Origin of the sequence: Dysgonomonas sp. Marseille-Q5470 (genome assembly GCF_951230145.1) — a bacterium.
Lineage (GTDB): Bacteria > Bacteroidota > Bacteroidia > Bacteroidales > Dysgonomonadaceae > Dysgonomonas.
On sequence record NZ_CATNVE010000012.1, the window covers coordinates 60,520 to 78,457 of the forward strand.

Below are 17,938 nucleotides of genomic sequence, written 5' to 3' on the forward strand. Positions count from 1 at the left end.
GTATGACTAGGAAGTGTATTTTTTTTATGATTTTATTTTAGTAGGGCTATTACATACTGACAATCACCGTATTCCCATCAAGAGTAAATTTTACAGGAGAGATCTTTTCTAAGTCTTTTAAAATTTTTTCTAATGATACATTCTCCGAAACAATGGTATATGAGTAAATATAAGCTCGCCTATCTTCTACTGTAAAAGAAACATTATACCAACGTTCGAGATCTGCAATAACATCTTTTAGAGGTGTATCTTTAAATGCGAGAATATCTTTTTTCCATAACGAAACAAAGCCTGTATCCTCATTTTTCGTAATTCTACATTCGCCAGTTTTTCGATCATAAGCAAGTTTTTCTCCCGGCTTTATATAATATTGTCCTTTTGTAAAAGGGATAAGGCTTATATTCCCATTATCCAAAGCTAAATATATTAGGTTACTGGTAGAATATGCCTTAACATTGAACTCTGTACCATAAACCTTTACCATATCATCATCTATTTGTACAATAAAAGGTCTGTCGGGATTTTTATCTACTGTAAAATAGGCTTCTCCGTTCAAAAAAACTTTTCTGTCAAACAAACTAAACTTTTTAGGGTAACGCAAATGAGTATCCGAATTCAAATACGCTTTTGTTCCATCCTGAAACATAACCTGTAATCGCTCACCTTTAGGTACATATACATCAACATACTCTGTTTTACCAAAAAGATCTACTTTTTTATTAACCTGCCACCCCAATCCGAGCAACAAAATAAATGGTATGACAATAGCAGCTACTCGGTACATTGTACGACGCAGTTTTCGTCGCCTTTCCCTGGCAAGTATTTCATTAAACATTTTATCTGATGGAATTTCATGATCAACAAAAAGCTCTTCATAGCCTTCTTTTGCATTAAAAGAACGCATATCCATCTCATGAGACAGATACATTTGTCCTTCCTCGGTAGCAAACCATTCTACTACCGTTGCAGTTTCCTCGAGTGTTGCAATACCATCAACAACTTTTCTGATCGTTTCTTCAGATGGTCTTTCCATTTTTAATACGAATTATAATATAGTATGTTAGTATTTTCATATATTATTGACACACATAGCCTATGAAAGAATGATAAATAAAATACTTATTAACATTTTTCCTAAGTGGGCTCTTAAAAGTTTAATTGACTGCGCATAGTGAGTCTTTACTGTATGGATAGAAATTTGCATTTTATCAGCAATTTCTTGATTCGATAAATCGCCTTCCATTTTTAATAAACAAACTTGTCTTTTCTGTAGAGGCAACATCTCCAATGCTTTTCTGAAAAGCATCATTAATTCTTTTTGCTCAATAATATCGAATAGATTATCCTCGTAAGATTCTACAGATAAAGCTAACTCATAATTCTTTTTTATAGCAGTATTATTATCTCTGATCTGGTTTAGTATATAGTTCTTCGTTATGGTATAAAGAAAATTCTTTAGGCTGACTTTAATCTTAATATCCTTACGAAATTCCCATAATTTAGAAAAAACATGCTGAATGGCATCCTCCGACATATCTCTATCTTTCAGATATGTATAAGCTAATAGATACAATTGTTTATGATATCTATTATATACGATAGTAAAAGCCTCCTTATTGCTTTTCTGTATCAAAAAGAATAAGTCAGAATCGTCCATCTGTTGATCTATACGCGCATGTAGTTTTAGAGACATACTGAATTAAGAAAGGTTAACGATACAAATCTACTAATTTTATATATTCAAGACCAAAAAGCTCAATAGCTTTTGGCTGAAAGTTTCTATAATTGATCTTTTTATCTAAATTTGCAAAAGAAGCCGCTTAAAACTGTATCAACACTTTATTTATTTAAAATGAGGATTATATATATATCATCGTTGTCTTTATTGTTTACCTCGTGTAACTCGTCTTGGTTTGTAAATATAGGCATAATTGGCATTATGGCAATGTTCGGGATTATGTTATTATCATTTGCGTTAATGTTTTTCTTGATAGCACGCCGAAAAAAGAAAGGAGAAAAGAGCTTAGTTAAATTTAATAATGACCTATATTTTGCATTAAAAAAGTTAGACACTCCTCAACAGAAGGTAGACATGCTAAGTACCCTCATCGAACGAATAAATAATGATGAGAAATATAAAAAAGATACCGAATGGCGAAACAAGGTATTACTGAAAACATATGTACACCTTGCTACAGCATATTATCAGATGGGAGATGAAATGCGAACATTGAATGTATGCTCCGATATTATAGACCTCGATCCCAAAAATGCGATGTCATACTACAACCGAGGCTCAATATACAGCAATATGGGACTATACGATAAAGCCTTACAAGATCTGGATAAAACGATCGACTTACAGCCCGATTATGCCAGTGCGTACAACAATCGCGGGTTAGTATACGAAAAACTTGAATATTACGACAAAGCCATACTTGACTATAACAAAGCCTTAAAGCTGGAAAATTCAGCAATAGCTTATTATAATAGAGGAAATACTTACTATGAAATGGAAGAATACAATAAGGCTCTACAAGATTACCAAACTGTAATAGAAATGTTAAATGATAACAATGATTCAGATCTAAGAAAAGAGGTAGAAACAAGCATTAAGATTGTAAAAAGCAAAATAGACCAATAAATAAGTATTGGCCAACAACCAACTTACCTTCACAATTCAGATAAATAAATATAGATATAATCTTTTCTATAAGAACTAGGATTATGCTGTAGATTCGTTCTGCGCAAAAGAAAGTCCGCGAAATCACCTTCGCAGACTTCCCAACCTTAACACAAACTTTACAAAACTACACAATAGAGTTGATTGCAGCCTGACTACTTGGTTCAAATGTATTTCAGGAACCAACTCTGTGTTTCTTTATATTGTATTTTTGATTGTAAATAACAAAGCGATCCTTCATTATTGAAGCGGTAATTTCACCTGACTCGATTGTATTTATCTCAAAAACGAATATTATCTCTATTTGCTCAGCAAAGATAGTAAATTTTACACATTAACAATAGATAATATCTATTTTTTTTCAAAATTAATCCTATTTTGAGATTTTACTTGCTTATTTCCTTTCTCAAGTATTCAGAAGTAAAGCTATTACCCTTTTTTACAATATCTTCGGGTTTCCCATAACCAACCACAGTTCCACCTCCAATTCCACCATCAGGTCCCATATCGATGATGTAATCTGCACTTTTTATTATATCTTGATTATGTTCTATAACGATTATTGTATTTCCTCTGTCAACAAGCTTATTAAGGACTCCGAGTAAAACTCGTATATCCTCAAAATGCAGGCCGGTAGTAGGTTCATCCAATATATAGATGGTATTCCCTGTATCTGTACGTGCTAGTTCGGTTGCAAGTTTCACACGTTGAGATTCCCCACCGGACAATGTGGTTGAAGGTTGTCCAAGTTTTAGATACCCAAGTCCCACTTCTTGCAATACTTTAATCTTATGTAGTATATTAGGAACATTCTCAAAGAACTCTACAGCCATATTGATGGTCATATCCAAAACATCAGCTATTGATTTCCCCTTGAATCGCACCTCTAGCGTTTCTCTATTGTAACGTTTACCATGACATTCTTCACATTGTACATATACATCCGGCAAGAAATTCATTGCAATCGTTTTATAACCATTACCACCACAAACCTCACAACGACCACCTTTTACATTAAAAGAGAAACGTCCGGCTTTATAGCCTCTTATTTTAGATTCAGGAAGATTGACGAATAAATTTCTTATATCTGAAAAAACGCCCGTATAGGTTGCAGGATTCGAACGTGGTGTACGTCCTATCGGCGATTGATCTACACTTATCACCTTATCTACAAGATCTATTCCCTCAAGCGTTTTATAAGGTAATGGATCAGCCAAAGAACGATACAAGTGTTGACTCAGAATAGGGAGCAATGTTCCATTTACAAGACTCGATTTTCCACTCCCCGAAACACCCGTAACACAAATAAATGTATTTAAGGGGAATGAAACATCCACTCCCTTAAGGTTATGTCCGGTTGCACCTTTCAATGTAATCTTTTTTCCATTGCCTTTGCGTCTATTCTTAGGTATCTCAATTTCAAGCTTACCATTCAGATAATTAGCTGTCATTGTATTGGTTTTGAGCATATCGTCGGGAGTACCTGCAAAAACAACCTTCCCTCCTCGCCTACCGGCATAAGGCCCCATATCTACAATATAGTCAGCTTCCAGCATTATGTCTTTATCGTGTTCTACTACAATAACAGAATTGCCTGTATCACGTAACTTTTTTAACGAATCTATCAGCCTTGTATTATCTCTCTGGTGAAGCCCTATACTAGGCTCGTCAAGTATATAAAGCACATTTACAAGCTGAGAACCAATCTGTGTAGCCAAGCGTATACGTTGACTTTCACCTCCCGAAAGGGATACGGATGGGCGATTTAGAGATAAATAATTAAGACCGACATCTAACAAAAAAGACAACCGGGAAACAATCTCCTTCTTTATTTCCCCTGCAATCAGCTTTTGCCTTTCTGAAATATGCACATCCATATCTTGTATCCATTCAAAGAGATGCTGAATATCCATCTCGGCAAGATCGGCTATATTCTTATCATTTATTTTGTAGTGAAGAGCTTCTTTACTCAATCGTTGCCCATTACAGTCGGGACAAACATCTGTTTTGATAAACTGTTCTGCCCACTTTTGTGCCGAAGCAGAAGAATCACTATCCTGCTGCATTTCAATATATTTGGCAACACCCTCAAAAGCGACTACATAATTAGAACTTCCTAAAGACTCGTTCTTAATTTGCAAACGCTCTTCTGTTCCAAACATGATCTCATCTATTGCTTCCTCAGGAACATCTTTTATTGGTGTCTTAATAGTAACACCATGCTTCTCACAGATAGCCTCTATCTGCCAGAAGAATAATGAGTTTTTATATTTTCCTAATGGGGCTATACCTCCGGCATAGATACTCAATTGTGGCTTCGGCACAATCTTTTCCATATCTATTTTATTCACTACTCCCAACCCCTTGCAACGAGGACAAGCGCCATGTGGTGAGTTAAATGAGAATGAATGCGGAGCTGGATCACTATAAGATAACCCTGTAGACGGACACATCAATTGGCGGCTAAAATGCCTTACCTCTCCTGTATCCACATCTTGTATCATGATCAGTCCATCGCCTTGCTTCATTGCTGTGCGCAAGCTTGTTTTGAGATTATCAGCAAATTTATTGGAAACAACCAACTTATCAATCAGGATTTCTACACTATGCATCTTGTATCTATCAAGACGCATACCAGGTATAATTTCACGAATTGCACCATCCACACGTACTGTCAGATAACCTTTTTTGTTTATTTGCTCAAACAACTCCTTGTAGTGACCTTTTCTGTTACGAACAACAGGGGCAAGCAAATATACTTTCTTCCCAATATAACGTTCAAGGATAAGCTCTAAGATTTGGTCTTCGGTATATTTAACCATTTTCTCTCCGGTAAGATAAGAATAGGCTTCTCCCGCACGAGCATATAATAGGCGAAGAAAGTCGTATATTTCGGTAGTTGTTCCTACTGTCGATCGTGGGTTACGATTTGTTGTTTTCTGTTCTATAGATATTACCGGACTCAGACCTGTAATTTTATCTACATCAGGTCTCTCCATACCCCCCAAGAAGTTACGCGCATAAGCCGAAAACGTTTCTATATAACGCCTTTGGCCTTCTGCAAAAATAGTATCGAATGCTAATGATGATTTGCCACTTCCACTGAGTCCTGTAATCACAACAAGTGAATCTCGTGGAATTTCTACATCAATATTTTTAAGATTATGAACACGTGCGCCATATACATTTATGACGTCTTTTTCTTCGGGTATAGTTGTCTCCATCAAATTTCCAAACGCTCCTTGTCTAATTATGCATATTTTAATTAGTCATGCGAAATCCATGCTTTATCATGGACTCTTACCTTACTACCTTTCTTGTAGTATAATGATTCCTGTGTAGGAATAAGAATTGTATATGAACTTTGGCTTTTAGCCGAAATTGTTAATTTACGATCTCTCAGCCAGCTATTAAAGTCTTTCAATTGTGCATATGTCAACCCTTTTTCTTTTGCAAAAGATGCGAGATCGGGAATCGATTCTGTTACTTCAACTTTTGTAAATTCAATCGGTTTGTACAGATCTTTTTCTGTGAGGATAAATCCATATTTAGAAGGATTTTCAAATAGCAACTTTATAGCCAACATCCGGAAATAGTAGCGTGAAGTCTCAGAAACGAGCCACAGATCAAGACTTTCGTCAACCTGTTGTTTATCCAGCTCTCCGCTGATACGTCCCTGTCCGGCATTGTATGACATTGCCACACTTGTCCAACTGCCATATTTGTTGTAAGCTTCCTTCAGATATTTACATGCAGCCTTAGTTGATTTTTCTATCGAATATCTTTCATCCACTTCAGAAGAAACCTCCAATCCATATCCGGGTGCGGTTTTTGGCATAAACTGCCATAGTCCGGCAGCACCGGCAGAAGATACTGCTCTATGGTCTAAACTACTTTCTATTACCGCCAGATATTTAAAATCTTCAGGAATTCCATTTTCTTTTAAGATCGGCTCAATAATAGGAAAATATCGATTAGCTCTTTTTATAAGTAATAACGTCGTCGAATGTAAATATGTAAATCCGTTTATCTCTCTATCGAACCTCTCATGAAGATCGTATCGGTCAAGCTTTATCTCCTCCCCCGCAAAATCAACCGTCTCGGGAATGTCTATAGATTTCGTCATAGATAAGACATAAGGAGCTTTAGACTCTGTTTCGCTATGGCTATTATTTGACAATAACACAAAGGCTAAAACACAGACACAAACAACTGGAATAGTGAACAATAATACTCTCTTCATTTATCGCTAGTTTTGTAATATTTCATTAAAAAAATAGCTATCAAAGGTACAATTTTATTTCTGGAAGTAAAAGTCCGACAAACATTGCTTATCTATAATTTATCTTAAAGCAGCATTTTTTGAGCATCAGAGCCCTTCCTGTTTTTAGTATTCGAATTTTCCTTGTTGACAAAAACAGTCCTTATAAACAGATTCCAAGTTCTCAACTTGTTCAGTGAAAATAGCATAAACGGATGAACCTGACCCCGACATCGAAGCATACAGCGCACCCTGTCGGTACAAACTATTCTTTATATCGCCTATAGCCGGATATTTAGCAAACACACTTTCCTCAAAATCATTCTCCATCAAACCTCGCCATTCTGCAACAGGTAATTTTACGATTTCCTTCAGAGACTGTTTTGGTTGTTTTGGTGAAATCAAAGCGAAAGCATCTTTTGTAGGAACATGTATCTCAGGCTTTATCAGTACAAAATAATAGTTTTTAAGAGACAATTCAATCTTTTCGAAAACCTCACCTATTCCTGTGGCAAATACGGGATGATTATATATAAAAAAGGGACAGTCGGCTCCAAGCTGGACAGCCAATCTAATTAGTTCCTCATCAGACGCATTCAACTGAAAAGTTTGATTCAACAGCTTAAGCATAAACGATGCATCAGCAGACCCTCCCCCTAAGCCTGCACCAAAAGGTATTTTCTTTAATAAATGAACTTCCACAAATGGAAAATCATAATGTTTTCGCATTAAGGACAATGCCCTCATTACTAAATTTGTTTCGGGTGATGCATCAACCTTAATTCCTGATTCGAAAAAAGTATCCTTCCCTTGCCCATCTTTTACAATGATTTCAAGAGCATCTTTTATCGCTAAAGGATAAAAAACTGTTTCAAGGTTGTGATATCCATCTGGTCTCTTTGATACTATATTCAACCCTAAATTTATTTTGGCATTGGGAAAGGTTATCATATTTCAGTTTTGAGTATAAGTCTAATGATTTTTGATAGTCTGCCTCAGAAGCAAAACTTCTGTTTATAATAAAAATAAACGAAGTCCTTACTTTTGAGGCAGATTTTTTTGATATAATTATTACACCAGTTTTTTTATTAAAGCCTCTTTATCTCCATATATATAGTCGATAACAGGAACTTCTATCATTGTATAAGCTCCCGGTGCTTGTTTCATTGTAGCCCTAGCCGAAGCAACTAGTACCTGAGCTGTTAAAGCAGGATTGTTGATCTTCATATTAAAGTCTAAGAGCTGATTCTGAGTTGCACCCGACACTCCTTTACGAACCATATTCACACCATGCCCCATATCTTTCAAGTTGTCCACATTTTCAACCTGCATCACATGTGTTTCATCATGTGCGAAATAATCATCACTTTTTATTGCTGCCGCTACATCAGAAAAGTTATAGCCTTCTTCGACCTCAATATATACCATACGACGATGAATACTAGTACCCAGTGGAATAGTCATCGACAATGCTGCCTTTACTCCCTTAATAGCTTTTACGGCAACAGTATGTCCCATACTCATACCCGGACCGAAATTAGTATATGTTACGCCTTTGGGTGCCATAAACTCAAACATGGAACGGATCATAGAGTCTGTACCCGGATCCCATCCTGCAGATATGATAGATACCGTATTATTCGCTTTGGCCACAGCATCCAGCTCACGGCGTAAATTTACAATACCACCGTGTATATCATAACTATCTACCGTATTGATACCCAACGCCAGGCACTCTTTAGCATATTCTTCAACGCTGCGAGTGGGAGTGCAAAGCACAGCCACATTCACGTCTTTTAGTTCTTTTATTGATTTTACGACCTGATACTTTTTTAGTTCATCAGGCACATTCGACGGATCACGACGGACAATACCGGCCACCTCAAAATCGGGTGAAGCAATAATTGCATCCAATACATACTGTCCAATATTTCCGTAACCTACAATAGCTGCTCTAATTTTATTCATTGATATTGATTTATATTTGTTAGATTTATAACTATAAATTCTTATTAATCAGACTATATCTGAGTGGCTTCCTTCATAAAGTTGTATAACCATTCCATCGCAAGAAAATCGTCTTTTATCAAATTGGCAAAATCAGGAGAAAACAATTCCTCTCCTACAGGTCGTGTCTTACTTACCCATATCCCTTTGCGTTGTATCCATGGTTGGAAATACTCGGGTAGATCATTAGGTATAGGTCGCTTATATTCCTCGCCATTTATTACATATCCCCGATCTAATACAGAAGCTTGAGTTACTCGCTGAAACTCCTCAGCATCATAAGTAACCTCGTCTCGGAAAGCATCCATTACTTTTTTCTTTGGCTGAAACAGCCCTAAGCCAAGCGTATATCCGGTAGCCGATATCTCCATAAAGTATCCCGGATAGTCTTTCCATATATCGTTTGTTACGGGGATCTGAAAAGCCATCCACATAAAATCTTTATAGGGATCTTTATTCTTCGAAAAACGTGTATCTCTATATATCCTCGATAAGCATCGGTGGGGGCGCAATTCAAAAGACTGGTCGATATTATGCATTGCGGGAGACAAAGCCGTAACCAATGCCTTTAATGGATTCAACAGCTCTTGCTCATATACATGTTTATTCTCATCAAACCATTCTTTATAGTTGTTCTCTTTCAGGTCTTTGAGAAACTGAAAAGTATTTGGAGTAAAGCCTTTGAATGTTAATTCTTTCATATCTATATTAATCCTTTATATATGATAATTTTTTATTCCTAAATATAAAGGTAAAAAAATAGCAGCTTTTTACAAAACTGCTATTCTTTATTTATTCTATTTTTATTTTGCAAGTTGCATTATAACAGCCATTACCTCAGCTCCGATATCCTCTGCCTCTTTCATCGAATGAGCTTCAGAATACACCCGGATAATAGGTTCGGTATTCGACTTGCGAAGGTGCACCCATTTGTCTGGGAAATCTATTTTCACACCATCTATATCTGTTACATCATATTGAACATATTTTTCTTTAACAGCTTTCAGTATAGCATCTACATCGATACTTGGTGTTAGCTGTACCTTCTGTTTTGCAATAAAATATTCGGGATATGATGCACGTATTTCACTTACTTTTTTCTTCTCGTGTGCCAAATGAGAAAGGAACAATGCAATACCTACCAAAGAGTCACGTCCATAGTGGCTTGCAGGATAGATTACACCACCATTTCCTTCTCCTCCAATCACGGCATTGGTAGCCTTCATCAGCGTAGTTACATTCACCTCTCCTACTGCAGAAGCATTATATTCACAACCGTATTTCCGGGTTACATCGCGCAAAGCACGGCTAGAGCTCAGATTGGATACAGTATTTCCCGGAGTATGTTTCAATACATAGTCTGCAACAGCAACGAGCGTATATTCTTCTCCAAAAAACTCTCCGTTCTCGCATACAATAGCTAAACGGTCTACATCCGGATCTACAACAAAGCCCACATCAGAAGGAGTGGTCTTTACCATTGTAAATATATCTTTGAGATGCTCTGGCAGAGGCTCAGGATTATGCGGGAAATCACCATTCGGTGTGCAATAAAGCTCATTGACTCTATTTACTCCCAAAGCTTTTAATAGTTTAGGTAGCACAATTCCTCCCACAGAGTTTACACAATCGATAGCTACTTCAAAGTCTGCTGCTTTAATAGCATCTACGTCTACAAGCTCTAAATCTAAAACCGCCTGTATATGTTTATCTGTATAGTCTTTTTCCGTAAGCGTACCAACATGATCTATATGTGCATAATCAAAATCTTCGGCCTCAGCTATACGAAGAACCTCTTCTCCTTCTTTTGCATTTAAGAATTCTCCTTTTTCATTCAGAAGCTTCAATGCATTCCATTGTTTTGGATTATGGCTGGCTGTGAGTATAATTCCACCACATGCTTTTTCCATTGTTACGGCCAACTCGGTAGTAGGTGTTGTGGCCAAACCAATATTTACGACATCAAAACCCATACCCATAAGAGTTCCGGTAACAATCTGTTCCATCATCTTACCAGACATACGGGCATCGCGTCCAACAACGATTTTGTTCGAATCATTATTCTTACTTTCTCTAATGAAAGTTGCATAGGCTGATACAAATTTCACAGTATCTAAAGGGTTCAATCCATCACCGACTCTACCGCCAATGGTTCCTCTAATTCCTGAAATAGATTTAATTAAGGTCATTTTTATTATATTAATGTAGTAACTGTCTAAAACTTATTTTGCATCAGGTACAATTGTATATTTCAGACGTCCAAAATATATCGGCTCGTACGATCCTGATTGCTGATAATAAGATCCATTTGAAAAAGGAACAATTAAACTTACCTGTGCCTGATTTCCCAGATTATAACTTAGAGGTAAAGCGCATCCCGGTGAAAGGAAATAATACATATAATATTCACTAGACAAGCTATAGATATAGTTGGTGTTACTAAATAAGTAAGAACTGGTATTTCCGTAATCCATGTACATATATGCAAATTCAGTAACCCCTTGAATATCATTCGTAATTAAAGTATCCGGGTTTGTTTGCAGCATTTTTGTATCATAAAATCGCATGGTCACATAGTCGCCTAATTTGATCTTGTCTTTTGTTCCCGAATCAATCACATGAATGTAAATACCTGTATTAGGGTCTTTGAAATATTCTTTATCTTTAAAAACTCTGGTTTCGGGATATTTATTAATCACCTTTATACCCGATGTATCGATAAAGCGATTGATTGTTTTCTCTTCTTTCTTTAACTTATCGGCATAAGTCTCGCTTCCACATGCAACAAATATGATCGCAAATCCGATAAAAGCAAATATAGCACCAATGATTTTTTTCATCTATATTTATGTTATTTAGTAAGTATATTATTCTTTTTCAATAAGTCACCAAATTCGGGTAAGGCCTTTTCAAATATTGCAATAGCCTCATCCATTGTTCCGTAAAACTCTCCTCCCGCTGCATTCAGGTGACCACCACCGTTAAAACATTTAGAAGCAAATTGATTGCTAGGAAAGTCTCCTTGTGAACGAAACGAAATTTTTATAAAATCATTGTCTTCACGAATAAAAACTGAAAAAATAATTCCTTTTATATTCAACGGCAAATTTGCAAAACCTTCAGTATCACCTTTTTTTACATTATATCGACTTTGTTCCTCATTCGTCAGCCAAATGAGAGCTGAGTTATATTCAGGATAAACCTTCATTTTCTCACTTAATGTATATCCTAACATACGATAACGATCTTCGGTATAGTTGTGATATACATTCGAATATATCTGATCTTTATTTATTCCTTTTTTCAGTAATTCTCCTATGATATAATATATTTCAATATTATTGGAGTTGTAAGTAAATGCTCCTGTATCGGTCATCATACCGGTATAAATAGCAGTAGCAGTATTATAACTCATCACTTCAAAATCGCCCATACGGCAGATCAAACGAAACACGAGTTCGCTAGTAGATGATATTTCAGGGTATGAAATCATCACATCACAGAACTCTGTTGGATCAGGGTGATGATCTATCAAGACTTTCTTTCCCTTAGCAGCCTCAATAAATGGAGCCAAATGATGTGACCGCTTTGGCACATTAAAGTCGAGACAAAAGATAAGCTCAGCCTCTGCTATAAGCTTTTGAGCATATTCAGGATATTTTTCATAATCAAAAATATCCTTCGCTCCGGGTATCCATTTCAAAAAATCAGGAAATGAATTAGGAACTATAATATTTACATCATTACCCAAGTCATTCAAATAATGGTACAAACCAAGAGAAGATCCAATAGCATCTCCATCAGGAGAGACATGGGTAACTATTACAATTTTGTCATATTGATCGAGTAGCTCTTCTACCGCTGTTATCTTCTGACTAGCTATTATTTTCGATATCATTTACAAGAACTCCTTATTCTAATTAAAATACAAACAACAAAAGTACTAAAAAATCAAACTAAATGCACCACTTTGAGTTACATCATGATAAGGAATATTTAGTTTTTGACATTCTTTAGCTAGTCGGTGCCTAGTATATCTTGATAATGAAGCATCTAAAACTACATTTTCTATCCAAAAGAGCTGAGTTAAAGAATATAAAGAGAAACTGTTACTGTGAGTAAGCACCAAATTGTTAACCTTAAATCTTTCTTCTGTAGCCTGCTCTTTCCAGTTATCAGAAGACAAAATCAGCATATTGTTTGTTTGATAACCAATGTATATATAGCCACTCGTGGTATCACCCGGTAGGATATCTGTTTGAACCCCAGACTTACTCCATTTTATCTCTGAAGCCTGACTTCTATTATAAACAGTTATCACTTCTGTATTATCAACGACCTTGCTGTGAATATGACTCGTAAGCAATACCAATATGGCGGTTAAGCATACAATTAAAGCCTTCGATTTCTTATATATAAGGAAAACCAATATCCCGATTATCATCGTAAAGATCAACAACAAGTCGACAAAGGAAACTTTTACATTTTGCAAAAGAGCAAAGGGTAATTGTTCAAATAAATGAATTGCGTAGGTCATAAAACTAATTAATGCCTGTAAAAGTTTCACCGGAAGATAGTATAAGTAATAACTAAAATCAGAGAATACAAAACTCAACATCTTTGCAAAGAAAATTCCTCCCGCAGCATACATAATCAAAGAAACGACAGGAACTATAATCAGATTGGCAATAAAGAAATATGTAGGGAACGTTCCGAAATAGTAAAGGCAAATAGGAAACGTAGCCAACTGTGCAACAACTGAAAGAGCAAACATCTGCCAAATATATCTTATATACTTATTCTCTATCTTCATCAGACCCGACATCTTTGGGTGAAGATATAAGATAGAGAGTACGGACATGAAACTTAATTGCAGCCCAATATCAAACAAAGAGAAAGGGTTGACTAAAAGCATAAAGAATGCAGCGATGAACAAGGCGTGAATAGAAAAGCTTTTTCGCCCAACGATCTCCGATACACAAAACACACTTAACATTGCGCTTGCCCTAACTACCGAAGGAGGCAAACCCGTAATAAAAGCATACCCCCATAATAAAAGAATTATAAGGACTGGCTTTATCCAATAGTACTTTGAATTTCGATGAACAAAGCCGAGCAGGAAAGTCATCATTACATAAATAATACCAACATGTAACCCGCTCACGGATAAAACATGTACGGTTCCCGTCATCCTGAATCCTTGTTTCAGATCATCACTCAATTCGTTCTGATAGCCAAGAGTCAACGCCGACAGAACAGCATACTCTGTCTCTTTCAGATCCAAAGCCTTATAGAAATCGAGAATAGCTTGCCTGCAACGTAAAGCTTGATACTTAAGGTTAGATGAGACTTCTCTTGTCCTTCTATAAGCATCTGATGAGACATAAACAGAACCTATAAAGTTCTGATTGTACATATACCTGACATAATCAAAATCATCCGGATTTCCCATATTTCGGAAGGGCTGAACCTCACCATAAAAAAGGAACTCATCCCCCGGATTCAATCGTTCGGAGATCAACGAGTCTCTTTGAAAATAACAGACTACCTGCTTATCTTCATCGGGTAAAAACACCCGATATGCAACAGTCTTGGCCTTCTCCTGAGGAGAGTCTGTTACAATACCTCTATAAAGGTTTCTTGTCCCCGAAAAAGTATATTCAGATAAGTACTGACGATGCGCTGTAGAGAAAGAGCCTATTCCGACCGTTGCTAAAACCACCCCCAAACCAAAGAGCCAGCGTAAAGAGAATTGACGATCTTTTGGTACAAGATATGACAAAAGCATAGCCATAGTTCCTGACAGGAAAAAGACTATGCTTATATATTCGTTCTTAAAATAGTACTGAAACAGAATACCTACAATCAGCGAGAGCAAGAGGAAAAGGAATGGTATTTTCGACAATGGATTTCTCATTCCACAGCACCTGTTAATACTACATGAAGTCTATTACAGACTTTTTAGTTTATGAATCATTTCTGTCGGGTTGGCATCTGCAAACACAGCGTTACCGGCAACCAGAACATCTGCTCCGGCATCAACCAAGCGTTTTCCCGTTTCCAAATTTACACCTCCATCTACTTCGATAAGTGTATGTAACCCTCGTCTTACAATCATATCTTTAAGACAAGACACTTTATCGAGTGTGCGCTCTATAAACTTCTGACCACCAAAGCCCGGATTAACAGACATAAGCAATACCATATCCAAATCCTGAAGTATATCTTCGAGTAAACTAACAGGAGTATGAGGATTTAAAGTAACGGCAGCTTTCATTCCCGCATCGTGTATTGCAGCAATAGTTCGATGCAAGTGTACACAAGCCTCGTAATGCACATTCATCATATAAGCACCCGCATCCTTTACAACAGGAATATACTGATCGGGGTTTACAATCATCAGATGTACATCCAATGGTTTCTTTGCCATTTTACTGATCTGCTTAATTATCGGAAAACCGAACGAGATATTGGGAACAAATGTTCCGTCCATTACATCACAATGAAACCAATCGGCTTCACTATTGTTTACCATTTCTATATCGGCTTGCAAATTAAGAAAATCAGCTGACAATAATGACGGAGCTATTTTATGGTGCATACTATTGAATTATAAGTTATAAATTTGATGTTATCATCCTTCAAAGCAAAAATACGAAAAAGAGCACAAGTGACAAAAAGAAAAAAGGTACAAACATCAAATGTCTATACCCTTTATTCTTTTCTGAGAGATTTATCAATTCACACAAAACTCATTTAGTGATCTTGGCAAAGATTTCTCAGCATAATATGTTCGTGCAAACTGTTTCAGAAAGTCCAGCGTACTTTTGGCAGGTGCGACAACCTCCCCTTCATTATCAACACTTTTGCACAGCTTATGAGTATAGTTTTTTTTCATAGGCAATTTCCTTAAATAAGTTAGTTCTATCTATGAAACGCCATCCTTAAACCTATATTGTTTATGATCTAATATTTAACATTCTAGCTCATACGAGTTTTATAATCCTCGTAACTAAATTCCCTGTAAATCTCCAACTGGTCAGACTTATTCCAAAGAGCAATAGCCGGATGAGATATACCATTAAACATAGTAGTCTTCACGATTGTATAATGAATCATATCTTCGAATATAATCTTATCACCTATAAGAAGAGGTTCATCAAAAGACCATTCTCCAACAAAATCACCACTCAGGCAACTACTTCCTCCCATACGATAAGTTGGCAGTCCTTCTACCGGTTCGTGATATGCGCCTCTGATATGCGGTTTATAAGGCATTTCCAAACAATCGGGCATATGGCATGCAAAAGACACATCAAGTATTGCTGTCTTAATACCCCTATTCTCTACAATATCTACCACTGTAGAAACCAGAACTCCTGTTTGCCAAGCAAAAGCACTTCCCGGCTCCATGATAATCTCAAGATTGGGATACTTCGATTTAAAAGATTTGAGTAAGCCGATGAGATGTTCCACGTCATAATCTTTTCGAGTCATAAGGTGTCCGCCTCCCATATTAAACCACTTCACCTGCGACAATAAATGCCCAAACTTCTGCTCAATCACTTCCAGGGTTTTCTCTAAGTCGTATGACGATGATTCGCACAATGTATGAAAATGCAGTCCTTCTACACCTTCGGGTAACTTGTCACCCAACTGATCCAAAGAGATACCGAGACGTGAACCCGGAGTAGCCGGATTATATAAATCAGTCTCTACTGTAGAATATTCGGGATTAATACGTAAACCGCAAGATACTTTATGAGAATGCTTCAACGTTTCAGGATAAAACCGATCGAACTGCGATAAAGAGTTGAACGTAATATGACTGCTATAACGCATGAAAAGAGGAAAATTCTCGGGTGTATATGCAGGAGAAAAAGTATGCGCCAAGCTTCCCATTTCTTCATACGCCAATTGCGCTTCATACACAGAACTTGCTGTAGAACATGGTATGTATTCTCTTATAATAGGGAACGATTTCCACATTGCAAACGCCTTGAAAGCTAATATAATATTCACTCCTGCCCTATCTTTTACCGATTTGATAAGACTGAGATTGTTTCTAAGCAATTCTTCTTCCATCACAAAGCAAGGTGACGGTACTTTATTTATTTCTATCATTTTTATTGATTTTTTCGTCAAAAAAATTACAAGTTGCAAAGGTCGTGATTTTATTCTCGATGTTTAAATAATTTACTATAAAAAATTAACCTCGTTCTTTACTATGATTAATCTTCCCAATAAAACATATAAGCTTTTATTTTACTTTCTTCACATCAATAAAACTTAATACTAAACTATTTACTAATTTTACCTCCTCTTATTATATGATAATTTCAGAATGAAAAAATACAATCTCCCCGATATAAACCGCCGGACAGATACTGCCATACTGGCAAATGGCAATTTCCCTTCCAATCCTTTAGCTTTATCGATACTCAACAACTGCAAGTACCTTGTATGTTGCGACGGAGCAACCAATAATCTGACAAACACAAGCAGATTGCCAGATGCAATAGTTGGCGATTGTGATTCGCTCTCGGAAGAGAACCAAATACGGTTTGCAGATATTATACATAGAATACCCGAACAGGAGACCAACGACCTTACAAAAGCCGTACGATTCTGCTTGAAACAAGGAAGAAAAGAGTTGACGATACTCGGCGCAACAGGCAAACGGGAAGATCATACCATTGCCAATATAAGCCTGCTATGCGAGTATATGAATGATGCCGACGTGGAAATGATTACCAACTACGGTGTATTTAACGGAATAGGCTCCACCTCTCTTTTCGAAAGCTATAAAGGGCAGCAAGTCTCTTTGTTCTGCATAGATCAGAGCATTGTAACATCACACAATCTTTTGTATGCTATCGAAAAACGGATATTTACCAACTGGTGGCAAGCTACCCTGAACGAGTCTACAAGCGATGAGTTTACGATAGAAACAAACGGACGTATGATCGTTTACAGGGCTTTTTGAT

Annotated in this window: 16 protein-coding genes; 2 read left to right on the forward strand and 14 right to left on the reverse strand. The window is 36.6% G+C overall.

Annotated elements, in window-relative coordinates; all coding sequences use genetic code 11:
• Positions 1 to 49 precede the first annotated feature (49 nt).
• Positions 50 to 1,033: a FecR family protein gene (locus tag QOX35_RS15635; RefSeq protein WP_283687733.1), complete on the reverse strand. Its 984-nt coding sequence runs from the start codon at positions 1,031 to 1,033 to the stop codon at positions 50 to 52.
• A gap of 60 nt (positions 1,034 to 1,093) precedes the next feature.
• Positions 1,094 to 1,693 carry an RNA polymerase sigma factor gene (locus QOX35_RS15640; RefSeq protein ID WP_283687734.1) on the reverse strand — a complete coding sequence of 200 codons (600 nt, stop codon included), beginning with the start codon at positions 1,691 to 1,693 and terminating at the stop codon, positions 1,094 to 1,096.
• Positions 1,694 to 1,852: 159 nt separating this feature from the next.
• On the opposite strand from QOX35_RS15640, the gene QOX35_RS15645 reads away from it, so the two are divergent.
• The gene (locus QOX35_RS15645) at positions 1,853 to 2,644 is read left to right on the forward strand and encodes a tetratricopeptide repeat protein (protein WP_283687735.1); all 792 of its coding nucleotides are present in this window, start codon (positions 1,853 to 1,855) and stop codon (positions 2,642 to 2,644) included.
• 425 nt (positions 2,645 to 3,069) lie between these two features.
• On the opposite strand, the gene uvrA is transcribed toward QOX35_RS15645, so the two are convergent.
• The 12 genes from uvrA to nspC form a co-directional block, all read right to left on the reverse strand.
• Positions 3,070 to 5,907 (reverse strand): excinuclease ABC subunit UvrA, encoded by a 2,838-nt coding sequence (gene uvrA, locus QOX35_RS15650; RefSeq protein ID WP_135107335.1) that lies wholly within the window; start codon positions 5,905 to 5,907, stop codon positions 3,070 to 3,072.
• Positions 5,908 to 5,948: 41 nt separating this feature from the next.
• Positions 5,949 to 6,926 (reverse strand): lytic transglycosylase domain-containing protein, encoded by a 978-nt coding sequence (locus QOX35_RS15655; protein WP_283687736.1) that lies wholly within the window; start codon positions 6,924 to 6,926, stop codon positions 5,949 to 5,951.
• 144 nt (positions 6,927 to 7,070) lie between these two features.
• Positions 7,071 to 7,895 (reverse strand): 4-(cytidine 5'-diphospho)-2-C-methyl-D-erythritol kinase, encoded by an 825-nt coding sequence (gene ispE / locus QOX35_RS15660; RefSeq protein WP_283687737.1) that lies wholly within the window; start codon positions 7,893 to 7,895, stop codon positions 7,071 to 7,073.
• 120 nt (positions 7,896 to 8,015) lie between these two features.
• Positions 8,016 to 8,912, reverse strand: a complete 897-nt coding sequence (locus QOX35_RS15665; RefSeq protein ID WP_283687738.1) for a diaminopimelate dehydrogenase — start codon at positions 8,910 to 8,912, stop codon at positions 8,016 to 8,018.
• Between the two features lie 53 nt (positions 8,913 to 8,965).
• On the reverse strand, positions 8,966 to 9,652 hold the full coding sequence (locus QOX35_RS15670; protein ID WP_283687739.1) for a DUF2461 domain-containing protein: 687 nt from the start codon (positions 9,650 to 9,652) through the stop codon (positions 8,966 to 8,968).
• Between the two features lie 102 nt (positions 9,653 to 9,754).
• On the reverse strand, positions 9,755 to 11,140 hold the full coding sequence (glmM, locus tag QOX35_RS15675) for a phosphoglucosamine mutase (RefSeq protein ID WP_283687740.1): 1,386 nt from the start codon (positions 11,138 to 11,140) through the stop codon (positions 9,755 to 9,757).
• A 33-nt stretch (positions 11,141 to 11,173) separates the two neighbouring features.
• On the reverse strand, positions 11,174 to 11,791 hold the full coding sequence (gene bamK, locus QOX35_RS15680) for a BamK family beta-barrel-assembly machinery protein (RefSeq protein ID WP_283687741.1): 618 nt from the start codon (positions 11,789 to 11,791) through the stop codon (positions 11,174 to 11,176).
• 11 nt (positions 11,792 to 11,802) lie between these two features.
• Positions 11,803 to 12,849 carry a DHH family phosphoesterase gene (locus QOX35_RS15685; protein ID WP_252639098.1) on the reverse strand — a complete coding sequence of 349 codons (1,047 nt, stop codon included), beginning with the start codon at positions 12,847 to 12,849 and terminating at the stop codon, positions 11,803 to 11,805.
• Between the two features lie 45 nt (positions 12,850 to 12,894).
• Positions 12,895 to 14,868, reverse strand: a complete 1,974-nt coding sequence (locus tag QOX35_RS15690) for a ComEC/Rec2 family competence protein (RefSeq protein WP_283687742.1) — start codon at positions 14,866 to 14,868, stop codon at positions 12,895 to 12,897.
• A gap of 33 nt (positions 14,869 to 14,901) precedes the next feature.
• Positions 14,902 to 15,552, reverse strand: coding sequence for a ribulose-phosphate 3-epimerase (gene rpe / locus QOX35_RS15695; protein WP_252639096.1), 651 nt, complete (start codon positions 15,550 to 15,552; stop codon positions 14,902 to 14,904).
• Positions 15,553 to 15,687: 135 nt separating this feature from the next.
• A complete protein-coding gene (locus tag QOX35_RS15700; RefSeq protein WP_006844154.1) occupies positions 15,688 to 15,849 on the reverse strand; it encodes a hypothetical protein in 162 nt (53 codons plus the stop codon).
• 83 nt (positions 15,850 to 15,932) lie between these two features.
• Positions 15,933 to 17,075 carry a carboxynorspermidine decarboxylase gene (gene nspC / locus QOX35_RS15705; RefSeq protein WP_283687743.1) on the reverse strand — a complete coding sequence of 381 codons (1,143 nt, stop codon included), beginning with the start codon at positions 17,073 to 17,075 and terminating at the stop codon, positions 15,933 to 15,935.
• A gap of 220 nt (positions 17,076 to 17,295) precedes the next feature.
• Between nspC and QOX35_RS15710 the strand changes: the two genes are divergently transcribed.
• Positions 17,296 to 17,937: a thiamine diphosphokinase gene (locus QOX35_RS15710; RefSeq protein ID WP_283687744.1), complete on the forward strand. Its 642-nt coding sequence runs from the start codon at positions 17,296 to 17,298 to the stop codon at positions 17,935 to 17,937.
• The last annotated feature ends 1 nt before the right edge of the window (position 17,938 follow it).